The sequence below is a fragment of the Streptomyces atratus genome, assembly GCF_014648655.1.
In the GTDB taxonomy this organism is placed as follows: domain Bacteria; phylum Actinomycetota; class Actinomycetes; order Streptomycetales; family Streptomycetaceae; genus Streptomyces; species Streptomyces atratus.
Genome location: NZ_BMRN01000001.1, coordinates 80,940 through 94,364, shown reverse-complemented (window position 1 = coordinate 94,364; position 13,425 = coordinate 80,940). Strand labels below are relative to the sequence as shown.

The following is a 13,425-nucleotide window of genomic DNA, read 5'->3' as shown; positions in this document are numbered from 1 at the left end:
GTGCCGAAGCCGCTCAGTCTTCCCTTCGATCCCATCGCCCGCGCCGACGAACTCTGGCAGCAGCGCTGGGGCCCGGTGCCCTCGATGGGGGCGATCACCTCGATCATGCGCGCGCAGCAGATCCTGCTCGCCGAGGTCGACGCGGTCGTCAAGCCGTACGGCCTGACCTTCGCGCGGTACGAGGCGCTGGTGCTGCTCACCTTCTCCAAGGCCGGTGAGCTGCCGATGTCCAAGATCGGTGAGCGGCTCATGGTCCACCCCACCTCCGTCACGAACACGGTGGACCGGCTGGTGCGCTCCGGCCTGGTCGCCAAGCGCCCGAACCCGAACGACGGCCGCGGAACCCTCGCCTCCATCACCGACAAGGGCCGGGAGGTCGTCGAGGCCGCGACCAAGGACCTGGTCGACATGGAGTTCGGGCTGGGGGTGTACGACGCCGAGGAGTGCGCGGAGATCTTCGCCATGCTGCGGCCGTTGCGGATCGCGGCCAAGGATTTCGAAGAGGCATAGGACGACATTTCGAGGGCCCGGCCCGCTGCAAGATCGCCCCCGGCGTCCGGTTACGCTCGATGCCATGAAACGCAGTGTGCTGACCCGGTACCGGGTGATGGCCTACGTCACCGCAGTCATGTTGCTGGTGCTCTGCACCTGCATGGTCTTCAAGTACGGCTTCGAGATGGGCAAGGATCTGACGCTCGTCGTCTCCCAGATCCATGGCGTGCTCTACATCATCTACCTGATCTTCGCCTTCGACCTGGGCTCCAAGGCGAAGTGGCCGGTGGGCAAGCTGCTCTGGGTGCTGATCTCCGGCACGATCCCGACGGCCGCGTTCTTCGTCGAGCGCAAGGTCGTCCGCGAGGTCGAGCCGCTGGTCGCCGATGGCTCTCCGGTGACCGTCAAGGCCTGAGGCCGCCGGGCGGACGTCCTGCCCCGCGCCTTCCTTCCGAACCGCCCCGTGCGAAGCACCGGGCGGTTTGCCATCGACATTTACTAGGACGTCCTAGTAAATTCGATGGTATGGACGCTGACGCGATCGAGGAAGGCCGCCGCCGCTGGCAGGCCCGTTACGACAAGGCCCGCAAGCGTGACGCGGACTTCACCACACTCTCCGGGGATCCCGTGGAACCCGCGTACGGCCCCCGCCCCGGGGACACGTACGAGGGATTCGAGCGGATCGGCTGGCCCGGCGAGTACCCCTTCACCCGGGGGCTCTACCCGACCGGCTACCGCGGCCGGACCTGGACCATCCGCCAGTTCGCCGGCTTCGGCAACGCCGAGCAGACCAACGAGCGCTACAAGATGATCCTCGCCGCGGGCGGCGGCGGGCTCAGCGTCGCCTTCGACATGCCGACCCTGATGGGCCGCGACTCCGACGATCCCCGCTCGCTCGGCGAGGTCGGGCACTGCGGCGTGGCCATCGACTCCGCCGCCGACATGGAGATCCTCTTCAAGGACATCCCGCTCGGCGACGTCACGACGTCCATGACGATCAGCGGCCCCGCCGTCCCGGTCTTCTGCATGTACCTGGTCGCCGCCGAGCGCCAGGGGGTCGACCCGGGCGTGCTCAACGGCACGCTCCAGACCGACATCTTCAAGGAGTACATCGCGCAGAAGGAGTGGCTCTTCCAGCCCGAGCCCCATCTGCGCCTCATCGGCGACCTGATGGAGCACTGCGCCCGCGACATCCCCGCCTACAAGCCGCTCTCCGTCTCCGGCTACCACATCCGCGAGGCCGGGGCGACGGCCGCGCAGGAGCTCGCGTACACCCTCGCCGACGGCTTCGGCTACGTGGAGCTCGGCCTCTCCCGCGGGCTGGACGTCGACACCTTCGCGCCCGGCCTCTCCTTCTTCTTCGACGCGCACCTCGACTTCTTCGAGGAGATCGCCAAGTTCCGCGCGGCCCGCCGCATCTGGGCCCGCTGGATGAAGGAGACGTACGGGGCGAAGACCGACAAGGCGCAGTGGCTCCGCTTCCACACCCAGACCGCCGGTGTCTCGCTCACCGCCCAGCAGCCGTACAACAACGTCGTACGGACGGCGGTCGAGGCGCTCTCCGCGGTCCTCGGCGGCACCAACTCGCTGCACACCAACGCCCTCGACGAGACCCTCGCGCTCCCCTCCGCGCAGGCCGCCGAGATCGCGCTGCGCACCCAGCAGGTGCTGATGGAGGAGACCGGCGTGGCCAATGTGGCCGACCCGCTGGGCGGTTCCTGGTACGTCGAGCAGCTCACCGACCGGATCGAGGCCGACGCCGAGAAGATCTTCGACCAGATCAAGGAACGCGGCGCCCGGGCCCACCCGGACGGGCAGCACCCCATCGGGCCCATCACCTCCGGCATCCTGCGCGGTATCGAGGACGGCTGGTTCACCGGCGAGATCGCCGAGTCCGCCTTCCAGTACCAGCAGTCGCTGGAGAAGGGCGACAAGCGCGTCGTCGGCGTCAACGTCCACCACGGCTCGGTCACCGGCGACCTGGAGATCCTGCGAGTCAGCCACGAGGTCGAGCGCGAGCAGGTCCGGGTGCTCGGCAGCCGCAAGGACGCCCGCGACGACGCACGGGTCAAGTCGGCGCTGGAGGCGATGCTGGCCGCCGCCCGCGACGGCTCCAACATGATCGGGCCGATGCTCGACGCGGTACGGGCCGAGGCGACGCTCGGCGAGATCTGCGGAGTTCTGCGCGACGAATGGGGCACCTACACGGAGCCGCCCGGCTTCTGACGGGCGGTCGGTGGTCGTGCTCGGCAGCTGCGCTCGGCGGCAACAGCCCCCCCGTTACGCGGAGGCCGCCGACCCCAGCCCCGCGAGCAGCAGCACGGTGAAGCGCCGGGCCCAGTCCTCGTCGACGGGTTCGGCGCTCACCAGGGCCCGGTGCACGACCGCGCCGGCGATCACGTCGAAGATCAGATCGTCGGTCGTCGCCGCCACGGCCTCGTCCTGCTCGACGGGCAACTCCCCGCGCTCCTGGGCCCGTTGGCGCCCCTGAAGTACCAGCCGCTTCTGCCGGTCCACGATCGAGTCGCGGATCCGGGCTCGCAGCGCCTCGTCGCGGGTCGACTCCGCGACCACCGCCATCAGTGCCGTCTGGGTCTCCGGCCGCTTCAGCAGCGCGGCGAACTGCAGCACCACCGCCTGCACATCGGCCGACAGGCTGCCCAGATCGGGCAGCTCCAGCTCGTCGAAGAGGACCGCGACGGCGTCCACGACCAGCTCGTTCTTGCCCGCCCACCGCCGGTACAGGGTCGTCTTGGCGACCCCGGCCCGCGTCGCCACGTCGCTCATCGTCAGCTTCGACCAGCCGAGGTCGACCAGAGAGGCTCTGGTCGCCTCCAGGATCGCTTCATCGGCCGCGGCGCTGCGTGGACGTCCCGTTCGAAGGGGTTTGGGGCGGCTGTGGCTCAGCATGCCGCGACCATACCGGTCAGTAAGTAGAACCGACCGGTCCCGTTCGCCGTGAGACAGATCACCGAACGTACGTGTGCGTGAGGGATACCGGGAAGTTACGCTACGGGTCGTAGCGTAAAGACGATGGTCATGCCGTCGTGACGCGCCACGACCGAACGACAGCCACAGGCACCGGGTGGGGACCCGGCGCCGAAACGGGTCTTTCAGGGGCCCTCGGACCGTGTCTGTCCGTGCCCCCCGCACACCGGCGGGGATCGCGGACGGGTGCGGTTTCCGTCTCGCTTTCCGTATCGGCGTGCCAAGGGGGGAGGATGTACGTATGCAGCCTAGGAACATGTCCATGAGCGGCGTCGTCGACCTCGCCGCGGTGAAGGCGGCCGGCGAGGCCAAGGTGAAGGCGGAGCAGGCCCGTGCCGAGGCCGCCCGGCAGGGTGGTGGCGGTGCCGTGCCGCCGTCCGCCCTGGTGATCGATGTCGATGAGGCGGGCTTCGAGAGCGATGTCCTCCAGCGCTCCGCCGAGGTCCCGGTCGTCATCGACTTCTGGGCCGAGTGGTGCGAGCCGTGCAAGCAGCTGGGGCCGCTCCTGGAGCGCCTGGCCCATGAGTACAACGGCCGCTTCGTGCTGGCCAAGGTCGATGTCGACGCCAATCAGATGCTGATGCAGCAGTTCGGCATCCAGGGCATCCCGGCGGTCTTCGCCGTCGTCGCCGGGCAGGCCCTCCCGCTCTTCCAGGGCGCGGCCCCCGAAGCCCAGATCCGGCAGACGCTCGACCAGTTGATCCAGGTCGGTGAGGAGCGGTTCGGGCTCACCGGGATCGTGGTCGACCAGGACGCGGCGTCCGCCGAGGGGGCCGGCGAGGCTCCTGTCGAGGAACCCGCCGGTCCGTACGACGCCCTGCTGGAAGCGGCCGTACAGGCCCTGGATGCCAGCGACTTCGCCGGTGCCGTCCGGGCGTACAAGAACGTCCTGTCCGAGGACCCGGCCAACACGGAGGCCAAGCTCGGTCTCGCCCAGGCCGAACTGCTCGCCCGGGTCAAGGACATGGACCCGCAGCAGGTCCGCAAGGACGCGGCGGAGAACCCGGCCGACGTCACGGCGCAGCTCGCGGCCGCCGATCTGGATCTGGTCGGCGGGCATGTGGAGGACGCCTTCGGGCGGCTCGTCGAGACGGTGCGCCGTACTTTCGGCGACGACCGGGACACGGCGCGGGTGCGGCTGTTGGAGCTGTTCGAGGTGATCGGCCCCGACGATCCGCGGGTCGGCGCCGCGCGTACGGCGCTGGCGCGGGTCTTGTTCTGATGTGACAACGCGGCCGTGGCGCCCCCGGGGTGCCACGGCCGTTTTCGCGATCGGGCGATAAGAGGCGGCCCCGCTTTACCAAATCTTGATAAAGGTATGGCCTGTTACTCGCAGTAAATCACTCCCCGGGATCTGTCCGTATAAAGACCCCGATTTTCCCTTTCGTCCTTCCGTTCGGCGCCACCCTGTGTGGCCGGGTGGTACCACCCGGCCACACATCGGTTATCGGGCCGTTACTAGCGAGTAACGAACCCCCTTGTGCCACGGGCGGGAATGCACCACGATCGGCCGGGCTCGGTCCAATAACGCCAGCCCGACTGCCAGTCGGCGCGGCGGCCCTGTTGGGTCCCCACCGAGTGGGTCGGCGGCAGTGGCGCCGACTCCGGACAGGGGGGTTCCTGCCGTCCGGCAGGGCCTGTCCGAACAGGTTGCGCGAATGCGTGGCCAGTGGTTGTCGCTCGGGGGTGATCGCCGGTGATTCGGACGCGGTTCCTGCCTCCGTACGCGGGCGCTCTCCTTTCCGAGGACGTAGCACTTCTCCCATCCCAGCACGGGCCCTCGCCCGTACCGGAGATGTACGTCCGAGAAGGAGGAAAATTTATGAGTTCCCAGGTTCGTGGCGGCACCAGATGGAAGCGTTTCGCTCTGGTCATGGTGCCGAGCGTCGTCGCGACCGCCGCAGTGGGTGTCGGTCTCGCGCAGGGCGCCCTCGCGGCGTCGTTCAGCGTGTCCGGCCAGAGCTTCAAGGTTCACGCAGACAGGCTCGTCGGCCATAACTTCGTCCAGTACGGCAGCATCGCCACCGGCAAGGACCTCAAGGGCAATGACGCGGCGCACGCCGTGGCCGTGTCCGGCTTCAGTGATGCCACGATCACCAACATGTGCCAGTCGGTGGTCACTCCGAACCTTCCGTTCGGTCTCGGCAATGTCACGCTGCAGCTGAAGGCGGGTACGAACCCGAAGAAGCCGGTCAAGGCGACCAACCTGTACCTGGATATCGCCGAGCTCGACGCCGATGCGTACTTCGAGAAGATCGACATCGGTGTTGCTGCGGGTTCCCTCAAGGACCCGAACAACCCCGAGTCGATCGGCATCCAGCCGAAAACCCAGGCGAACCCGAATGGCTTCGCGCAGCGCGCCGATACGGCCGTGCTGAAGGACGTGAAGCAGGAGGCGTGGGCGACCACCGCCGGCACCTTCAAGCTCAGCAACCTGAGCCTGCGGCTGTACAGCGGCCCCGGCAAGGAGTGCTACTAGCACTCGCCCGGGTGGCCGGAGCGCCCTTCGGCGTCTCCGGCCACCCACCCCGTTCTCTTCTCACCGCAGTACCGGTTCCAGGGAGCTGTTTTCCATGAGCCCCGAGTCCACAGGGCAGAACGAGCACTACCTCCGCGTCTTCCGGCGGGGATTCCGCACCTGGCGGGGTAACCGGCCGTTCTGGGCGGGCCTGTTCACCATGGTGGGTGGTCTACCCATCGCGTACTTCCCGTACGCCAATATGCACCTCGGCAACATCACGCTGGCGATGTCCACGACCGCCGGTGCGGGATCGCTGATCATCGGGGTCCTGCTGATCACGCTGGGCCTCACCATGTGGTTCCACCACATCGTGAGAGTGTTCGCCGGAGTCGCCGCGATCCTGCTGGCACTGATCTCCATACCGGTCGCCAACATCGGCGGATTCCTGATCGGATTCCTGTTCTCCCTGCTCGGTGGAGCCCTCTCCATCTCCTGGGCTCCGGGCGAGCCGAAGCCCGACGCCGTGGATGCCAGTACTCAGGGCCAGATGTACAAGGACGCGGGTCCTGGTACGCAGGAGCTCGAACCCGAGTTCCACAGCACGGCAACGGTGCCCCAGCAGCAGCCGGAGCAGCACGACACGACAGTCGAGGCCGACGGCGGGAGGCATCGTGCGGGGTGACGAGACGCAGCTGAACTCGACCGGGGAGGACCTCCGGACGAGGAGCGGACCGCGCCACGCGGCCCCCAGGAAGTCGTTGCTGACGAAGCTGCACATACCCGCGGGCAAGGCCTTCGCACTCGCCGCGATGCCGACGGCCGTCTTCGTGGGCATGGGGCTCACGCCCAAGCTCGCGCTGGCCGACGACAGCTCGGACATTCCCTTCGCGCCCGGTCCCTGCGTGACCCGCTCCGACGAGCCGAGCGAGTCGCCGTCCCCGTCCGCATCGGAGACCAAGTCCCCGTCCCCGTCCGCCACCGATTCCGGTGACAAGGGCGACACGTCGACGCCGAAGCCCTCGGCGACTCCGTCGGCGAGCGACGCGGCGAAGCCGGAGACGAAGGCCGCCGACGCACCCGCCGCCGCTGCGCCGAGCGCCTCGCCCACCCCCACGAAGTCGACGAATCCGCTCGACCCGCTGGGCGTCGGCGACGCGCTGAAGGACCTCTTCGACGGACCGGACAAGGAGACGGCGAGCCCGTCCCCGAGCGCCACCACCGCGTCCCCCAAGCCGTCGCAGAGCGCCACGACCGAGCCCGCGGAGAAGCCTGCGGAGAAGGCCGCGGACGCCGTGAAGGAGACGGCCGACAAGACCGCCGCCGCCATCCGCGACGCCGCCGACAAGGCCGGCAAGTCGGTCGAGGAGCTCGACGACAGCGCCAAGGGGCTCGACGTCAAGAAGGACGAGGACATCCCGGACGGCGCCAAGGAGCGCTTCCCGTGTCCGACCGCCGACCCCGAGGCACTGGCCGCGGCCGACCTCGAAACGGGCGTCCCGCTGCTCCCCACCGACCCGTGGATCCTGGACAGTTCGCTGCTCACCCTCAATGGGCTCGACTACAAGGGCATCGTCGAGGTGAAGACGCAGGACGGCACCATCAAGAAGGTGCTGAAGTTCACCGCGAGCTCCATCGACATCAAGGACCTCCACCAGCTGACGGTCGGCCCCGCCGGCACCACGGGCCATGTCCAGGCGCGCAAGGGCTCCACGTCCACCATCCGCGACGGCACGGTGACGATGTACACGGAGGAGCTGAAGGGCAATCTCTTCGGCCTCATCCCGGTCACGTTCAGCCCGCAGACACCGCCGCCGCTGAACGTACCCTTCGCCTTCTTCACCAAGGTCAAGGTGACCCAGGCCGGCCAGTTCGGCGGCTCGCTCACGGTGCCCGGACTGCACAACTACTTCACCGGCGGCAACAACTAGCCGACACCGACCTGTTCGGGAGCCGCACAACGACTGTGGCCCGCACCCCGTTGTTCAGGGGTGCGGGCCACAGTCATGTCCTCACTTCTCCGTGGTGCGTTCTTCGCGCTCGTGGAAGGTGGCCACAGTGGCCACTTCTTCGTGCCCGACGATTCGTTCCGGACAGCCGGCGGAGGGCCGAGCCGATCGGTGGAGAGGCGGTCGCGTCGGTGGGGTGAGCTTCGGGTGAGTGGTCCGTTCGATGACCCCGACCGGCTGGACCCGGGCGCGCACGTGCGGCGTTGGTCCGCTTCGGGGATTCGGGCGGCCGAAGGCGATGCCCATGACCTCGGAGGCTGCCGCCGAGCTCGTCCCGGGCTGGAGAGATCTGGAGCGTGAGCAGATCCTTGAGCTGCGCACGACCCGGCGGCTGCTCGCCCCGGCCAGGCTGGTCCAGTCGCTGTTCGTGGACCATCCGCGCCGCGGTGAGTACGAGGTGTGGCGGGAGTTGGCCGAACGACTGCCCTGACACATGACAGTGCTCCGTCCTCCGCGAGAGGACGGAGCACTGTCATGTCCGGGTGAAGGCCACGAACGCGTCAGTCGCGCGCCCCGCCCCCCACATGGTGCACCCGCACCATGTTCGTCGTGCCCGGGATACCGGGAGGCGAGCCGGCCGTGATGACCATCGTGTCGCCCGCGTTGTAGCGGTCCAGCTTCAGCAGCTCCGCGTCGACCAGGTCGACCATCGCGTCCGTGTTGTCCACGTGCGGTACGACGTGGGCCTCGACGCCCCAGCTCAGGGCGAGCTGGTTGCGGGTGGACTCGTCCGTGGTGAAGGCCAGGATGGGCTGCGCCGCGCGGTAGCGGGAGAGGCGGCGGGCCGTGTCACCGGACTTGGTGAAGGCGACCAGTGCCTTGCCGTTCAGGAAGTCCGCGATCTCGCAGGCGGCACGGGCCACCGAACCGCCCTGGGTGCGGGGCTTCTTGCCCGGCACCAGCGGCTGCAGGCCCTTGGAGAGCAGCTCCTCCTCGGCGGCGACGACGATCTTCGACATCGTCTTGACCGTCTCGATCGGGTACGCGCCCACGCTGGACTCGGCCGACAGCATGACCGCGTCCGCGCCGTCCAGGATCGCGTTGGCGACATCGGACGCCTCGGCGCGGGTCGGCCGCGAGTTGGTGATCATCGACTCCATCATCTGGGTCGCCACGATCACCGGCTTGGCGTTCCGCCGGCAGAGCTCCACCAGGCGCTTCTGCACCATCGGAACCTTCTCCAGGGGGTACTCGACGGCCAGGTCGCCACGGGCGACCATCACACCGTCGAACGCCATGACGACGCCCTCCATGTGCTCGACGGCCTGCGGCTTTTCGACCTTGGCGATGACGGGGACCCGGCGGCCCTCCTCGTCCATCACCTTGTGGACGTCCTTGACGTCATTGGCGTCCCGTACGAAGGAAAGCGCCACCAGGTCGCAGCCCATCCGCAGGGCGAACCGCAGGTCCTCGACGTCCTTCTCGGACAGGGCCGGGACGTTGACCGCCGCGCCGGGCAGGTTGATGCCCTTGTGGTCGGAGATGACACCGCCCTCGATGACGATGGTCTTGACCCGGGGGCCCTCGACCGCAACGACCTTCAGCTCGACGTTGCCGTCGTTGATCAGGATCGGGTCGCCCTTGGCGACGTCGCCGGGCAGGCCCTTGTAGGTCGTGCCGCAGATCGACTTGTCACCGGGGACGTCCTCCGAGGTGATGGTGAACTCGTCCCCGCGGACCAGCTCGACGGGGCCCTCGGCGAACTTCGCCAGGCGGATCTTCGGGCCCTGGAGGTCGGCGAGCACGCCGACCGCGCGGCCGGTCTCGGCGGCGGCCTTGCGGACCCGGTCGTAACGACCCTGGTGCTCCTCGTGGCTGCCGTGACTGAAGTTGAAGCGGGCCACGCTCATGCCGGCCTCGATCAGAGCGACGAGCTGCTCATGGGAGTCGACGGCGGGACCGAGTGTGCAGACGATTTTGGAACGGCGCATGAGGCGGATCCTATCCGTTTGTTTCGATGCGGAATATTCCGTCTGGTGGAAGGTACAAAGGGGCGCGGGGGTGCTCAGTTGTGGGCCTGTCCGATGAGTGCGAAGGTCTGGACGGCGATCTCCAGTTCCTCGTCCGTCGGTACCACGGCGACCGCGACCCGTGCGTGGTCCGGCGAGATCAGCCGCGGTGCGCCGGACCGTGCGGCGTTCAGATCCGCGTCCACCGCCAGGCCGAACTCCTCGAGACCGGCGATCGCAGCCTCCCGCACGGGCGCCGAGTTCTCCCCGACCCCCGCCGTGAACACCACGGCATCCACCCGCCCGAGGACCGCCGAATAGGCGCCGATGTACTTCTTCAGCCGGTGCACATAGATGTCGAACGCGAGCGCCGCACGCTCGTCGCCCTCGTCGATCCGGCGCCGGATCTCCCGCATGTCGTTGTCGCCGCAGAGCCCGACCAGACCGCTCTTCTTGTTGAGCAGTACGTCGATCTCGTCCGTCGACATCCCCGCCACCCGCTTCAGGTGGAAGGTGACGGCCGGATCGATGTCGCCGGAACGCGTGCCCATCACCAGCCCCTCCAGCGGGGTCAGCCCCATCGAGGTCTCCACGCACCGGCCGCCCGCCACCGCCGACGCCGAGGCGCCGTTGCCCAGGTGCAGCACGATGACATTGACCTCCTCGGGGGTGCGTCCCAGCAGCTCGGCGGCCTTGCGGGAGACGTACGCGTGCGAGGTGCCGTGGAAGCCGTAGCGCCGGATGCGGTGCGCGTCGGCGGTCTCCACGTCGATCGCGTACCGCGCCGCGTACTCCGGCATCGTCGTGTGGAACGCCGTGTCGAAGACGGCCACCTGCGGAAGGTCCGGACGCAGGGCCTGGGCGGTACGGATGCCGACGATGTTCGCCGGATTGTGCAGCGGGGCCACCGGGACCAGGCGCTCGATCTCCTTCAGCACCTCGTCGTCGATCACCACGGGCTCGGTGAACCGCAGCCCGCCGTGCACCACCCGGTGGCCGATCGCCGCCAGCGCGGGGGAGTCCAGGCCGAGGCCGTCGGCCGCCAGTTCCTCGGCCGCCGCCTTCAGCGCGGCCTCGTGGTCGGCGATCGGGCCGATGCGCTCACGCGACTCGGCGTCACTGCCGGCCAGCGGGGTGTGCACCAGCCGGGAGGTCTCCTCGCCGATCCGCTCGACCAGTCCGACCGCCAGCCGGGAACGGTCGCTCATGTCCAGGAGCTGGTACTTCACCGACGAGGAGCCGGAGTTGAGAACGAGTACGCGATTGGCGGCCACGGTGGAAGAGCCTTCTGCGATCGGGGTGGTCATGCGGTTCGCTCCTCGCCCTGTGCCTGGATCGCCGTGATGGCCACGGTATTGACGATGTCCTGGACGAGAGCGCCCCGGGACAGATCGTTGACGGGCTTCCGCAGCCCCTGGAGCACCGGTCCGACAGCCACGGCGCCCGCCGAGCGCTGCACGGCCTTGTAGGTGTTGTTGCCGGTGTTCAGGTCCGGGAAGATCAGCACCGTCGCCTGACCCGCCACATCGGAGCCGGGCAGCTTCGTCGCGGCGACGCTCGGCTCCACCGCGGCGTCGTACTGGATCGGACCCTCGATCCTGAGATCCGGCCGGCTCTCGCGCACCCGGTCCGTCGCCTCGCGCACCTTGTCGACATCGGCGCCCGAACCCGAGGTGCCCGTCGAGTACGACAGCATCGCGATCCGCGGCTCCACGCCGAAGCGGGCGGCGGTCGCGGCCGACTGCACCGCGATGTCCGCGAGCTGCTCCGCGTCCGGGTCCGGGTTGACCGCGCAGTCGCCGTACACCAGGACCTTGTCGGCGAGGCACATGAAGAAGACGGAGGAGACGATCGAGGCGTCCGGCTTTGTCTTGATGATCTCGAACGCGGGGCGGATCGTCGCCGCGGTGGAGTGCACGGCCCCGGAGACCATGCCGTCCGCGAGCCCCTCCTGGACCATCAGCGTGCCGAAGTAGTTGACGTCCGCCACGACGTCGTACGCCAGCTCCACCGTGACCCCGCGGTGCGCGCGCACCTGTGCGTACCGCTCGGCGAACGCCTGGCGCAGCTGTGAGCTCTGTGGGTCGATGAGCTGCGTACCGGCGAGATCGATGCCGAGGTCGGCGGCCTTCTTACGGATGACGTCGACGTCGCCGAGGAGCGTGAGGTCGCAGACATCGCGGCGCAGCAGGACGTCCGCGGCGCGCAGCACCCGTTCCTCGGTGCCTTCCGGCAGGACGACTCGCCGCCGGTCGGCGCGGGCCTGCTCCAGCAGCTCGTGCTCGAACATCATCGGGGTGACGCGGCCGCTGCGGGCCACCGAGATCCCCTCCAGCAGGGCGCCGGTGTCCACATGGCGCTCGAAGAGGCCCAGTGCGGTCTCCGCCTTGCGGGGCGTCGCCGCGTTCAACTTGCCCTCCAGCGCGAAGAGTTCCCCGGCGGTGGGGAAGGAGCCGCCGGCCACGGAGACGACCGGGGTACCCGGTGCGAGTCTCGCGGCCAGCCTGAGTATCTCCTCGCCGGGGCGTTCGTTCAGGGTCAGCAGCACACCCGCGATGGGCGGGGTCCCGGCGCTGTGCGCGGCCAGCGAGCCGACCACCAGATCCGCCCGGTCCCCGGGCGTGACCACCAGACAACCCGGCGTCAGCGCCTTCAGCATGTTCGGCAGCATCGCACCGCCGAAGACGAAGTCCAGCGCGTCCCTGGCCAGCCCGGAGTCGTCGCCGAGCAGCACCGTGCCGCCGAGGGCCGAGGTGATCTGGGCGACGGTCGGCGCGGAGAGCGCCGCATCGTCCGGCAGAACGGAACAGGGGACGGGCAGCCGGGCCGCCAGCCGTTCCGCGATGACATCGCGGTCCTCGGCCGCCACCCGGTTCACGATCATCGCGAGGACATCGCAGCCCAGGCCGGCGTACGCCCGGTAGGCATTGTGGGTCTCGGCCCGTACGGACTCCGCCGGCTGGCCCTTCCCGCCGACCACCGCGATGACCGAGGCGCCGAACTCATTGGCGAGCCGGGCATTGAGCGCCAGCTCGTCGGGGAGCTGGGTGGCGGCGAAGTCGGTGCCGAGGACCAGCACCACCTCGTACTTCTGGGCCACCTGATGGAAGCGTTCCACCAGCCGGGAGACGAGTTCGTCCGTACCCTGCTCCGCCTGGAGCGCGGACGCCTCGTGATAGTCCAGCCCGTAGACCGACGCGGGATCCTGGGGAAGCCGGTAGCGGGCCCGCAGCAGCTCGAACAGCCGGTCGGGTCCGTCATGGACGAGCGGCCGGAACACCCCGACCCGGTCCACCTGACGCGTCAGGAGCTCCATGACTCCCAGATCGACGACCTGGCGGCCGTCTCCCCGGTCGATCCCGGTCACGTACACGCTGCGCGTCACGCGTGCTCTCCCGTCCATTTTTTCGGTTTGGGATGGTATTGCCATGTTGACGATACCTGCGGGGGTCAAGGCGCCGCCCGCCGGGCGAAAGACCCTCCGCGAAGGGCCGTAGGACCCCCGCCCGCCCGGGCGGACCGCCGCCCG

At 68.9% G+C, this 13,425-nt stretch carries 12 protein-coding genes; 8 read left to right on the top strand and 4 right to left on the bottom strand.

Going from position 1 to position 13,425, the window contains the following annotated elements:
* From IEZ15_RS00370 to icmA, 3 genes are all read left to right on the top strand, one after another.
* Positions 1 to 510, top strand: coding sequence for a MarR family winged helix-turn-helix transcriptional regulator (locus tag IEZ15_RS00370; RefSeq protein ID WP_114249309.1), 510 nt, complete (start codon positions 1 to 3; stop codon positions 508 to 510).
* Positions 511 to 574: 64 nt separating this feature from the next.
* Positions 575 to 907 (top strand): DUF3817 domain-containing protein, encoded by a 333-nt coding sequence (locus tag IEZ15_RS00365; protein WP_114246712.1) that lies wholly within the window; start codon positions 575 to 577, stop codon positions 905 to 907.
* Between the two features lie 110 nt (positions 908 to 1,017).
* A complete protein-coding gene (gene icmA, locus IEZ15_RS00360; protein ID WP_189273270.1) occupies positions 1,018 to 2,718 on the top strand; it encodes a coenzyme B12-dependent isobutyryl-CoA mutase large subunit in 1,701 nt (566 codons plus the stop codon).
* Between the two features lie 54 nt (positions 2,719 to 2,772).
* On the opposite strand, the gene IEZ15_RS00355 is transcribed toward icmA, so the two are convergent.
* The gene (locus tag IEZ15_RS00355) at positions 2,773 to 3,402 is read right to left on the bottom strand and encodes a TetR/AcrR family transcriptional regulator (protein ID WP_189273267.1); all 630 of its coding nucleotides are present in this window, start codon (positions 3,400 to 3,402) and stop codon (positions 2,773 to 2,775) included.
* 319 nt (positions 3,403 to 3,721) lie between these two features.
* Here IEZ15_RS00355 and IEZ15_RS00350 point away from each other — a divergent pair, with 319 nt between their 5' ends.
* The 5 genes from IEZ15_RS00350 to IEZ15_RS00330 all read left to right on the top strand — a co-directional run bounded on the left by IEZ15_RS00350 (position 3,722) and on the right by IEZ15_RS00330 (position 8,377).
* Positions 3,722 to 4,702, top strand: coding sequence for a tetratricopeptide repeat protein (locus IEZ15_RS00350; protein ID WP_189273265.1), 981 nt, complete (start codon positions 3,722 to 3,724; stop codon positions 4,700 to 4,702).
* Between the two features lie 600 nt (positions 4,703 to 5,302).
* Complete coding sequence (locus IEZ15_RS00345) at positions 5,303 to 5,959, top strand: DUF6230 family protein (protein WP_189273263.1); 657 nt, start codon at positions 5,303 to 5,305, stop codon at positions 5,957 to 5,959.
* A gap of 94 nt (positions 5,960 to 6,053) precedes the next feature.
* Complete coding sequence (locus tag IEZ15_RS00340; RefSeq protein ID WP_189273261.1) at positions 6,054 to 6,623, top strand: DUF6114 domain-containing protein; 570 nt, start codon at positions 6,054 to 6,056, stop codon at positions 6,621 to 6,623.
* The gene (locus IEZ15_RS00335; RefSeq protein WP_189273259.1) at positions 6,613 to 7,869 is read left to right on the top strand and encodes a prolipoprotein diacylglyceryl transferase; all 1,257 of its coding nucleotides are present in this window, start codon (positions 6,613 to 6,615) and stop codon (positions 7,867 to 7,869) included. The genes IEZ15_RS00340 and IEZ15_RS00335 overlap by 11 nt, the downstream gene beginning before the upstream one ends.
* A gap of 322 nt (positions 7,870 to 8,191) precedes the next feature.
* Positions 8,192 to 8,377, top strand: coding sequence for a hypothetical protein (locus tag IEZ15_RS00330; RefSeq protein WP_189273257.1), 186 nt, complete (start codon positions 8,192 to 8,194; stop codon positions 8,375 to 8,377).
* Positions 8,378 to 8,447: 70 nt separating this feature from the next.
* Here IEZ15_RS00330 and pyk read toward each other — a convergent pair whose 3' ends face one another.
* From pyk to pta, 3 genes are all read right to left on the bottom strand, one after another.
* Complete coding sequence (gene pyk / locus IEZ15_RS00325) at positions 8,448 to 9,878, bottom strand: pyruvate kinase (protein ID WP_114246720.1); 1,431 nt, start codon at positions 9,876 to 9,878, stop codon at positions 8,448 to 8,450.
* 74 nt (positions 9,879 to 9,952) lie between these two features.
* Complete coding sequence (locus IEZ15_RS00320) at positions 9,953 to 11,203, bottom strand: acetate kinase (protein ID WP_189273255.1); 1,251 nt, start codon at positions 11,201 to 11,203, stop codon at positions 9,953 to 9,955.
* A complete protein-coding gene (gene pta / locus IEZ15_RS00315; protein ID WP_189273253.1) occupies positions 11,200 to 13,281 on the bottom strand; it encodes a phosphate acetyltransferase in 2,082 nt (693 codons plus the stop codon). Before pta ends, IEZ15_RS00320 begins: the two co-directional genes overlap by 4 nt.
* Between the last annotated feature and the right edge of the window lie 144 nt (positions 13,282 to 13,425).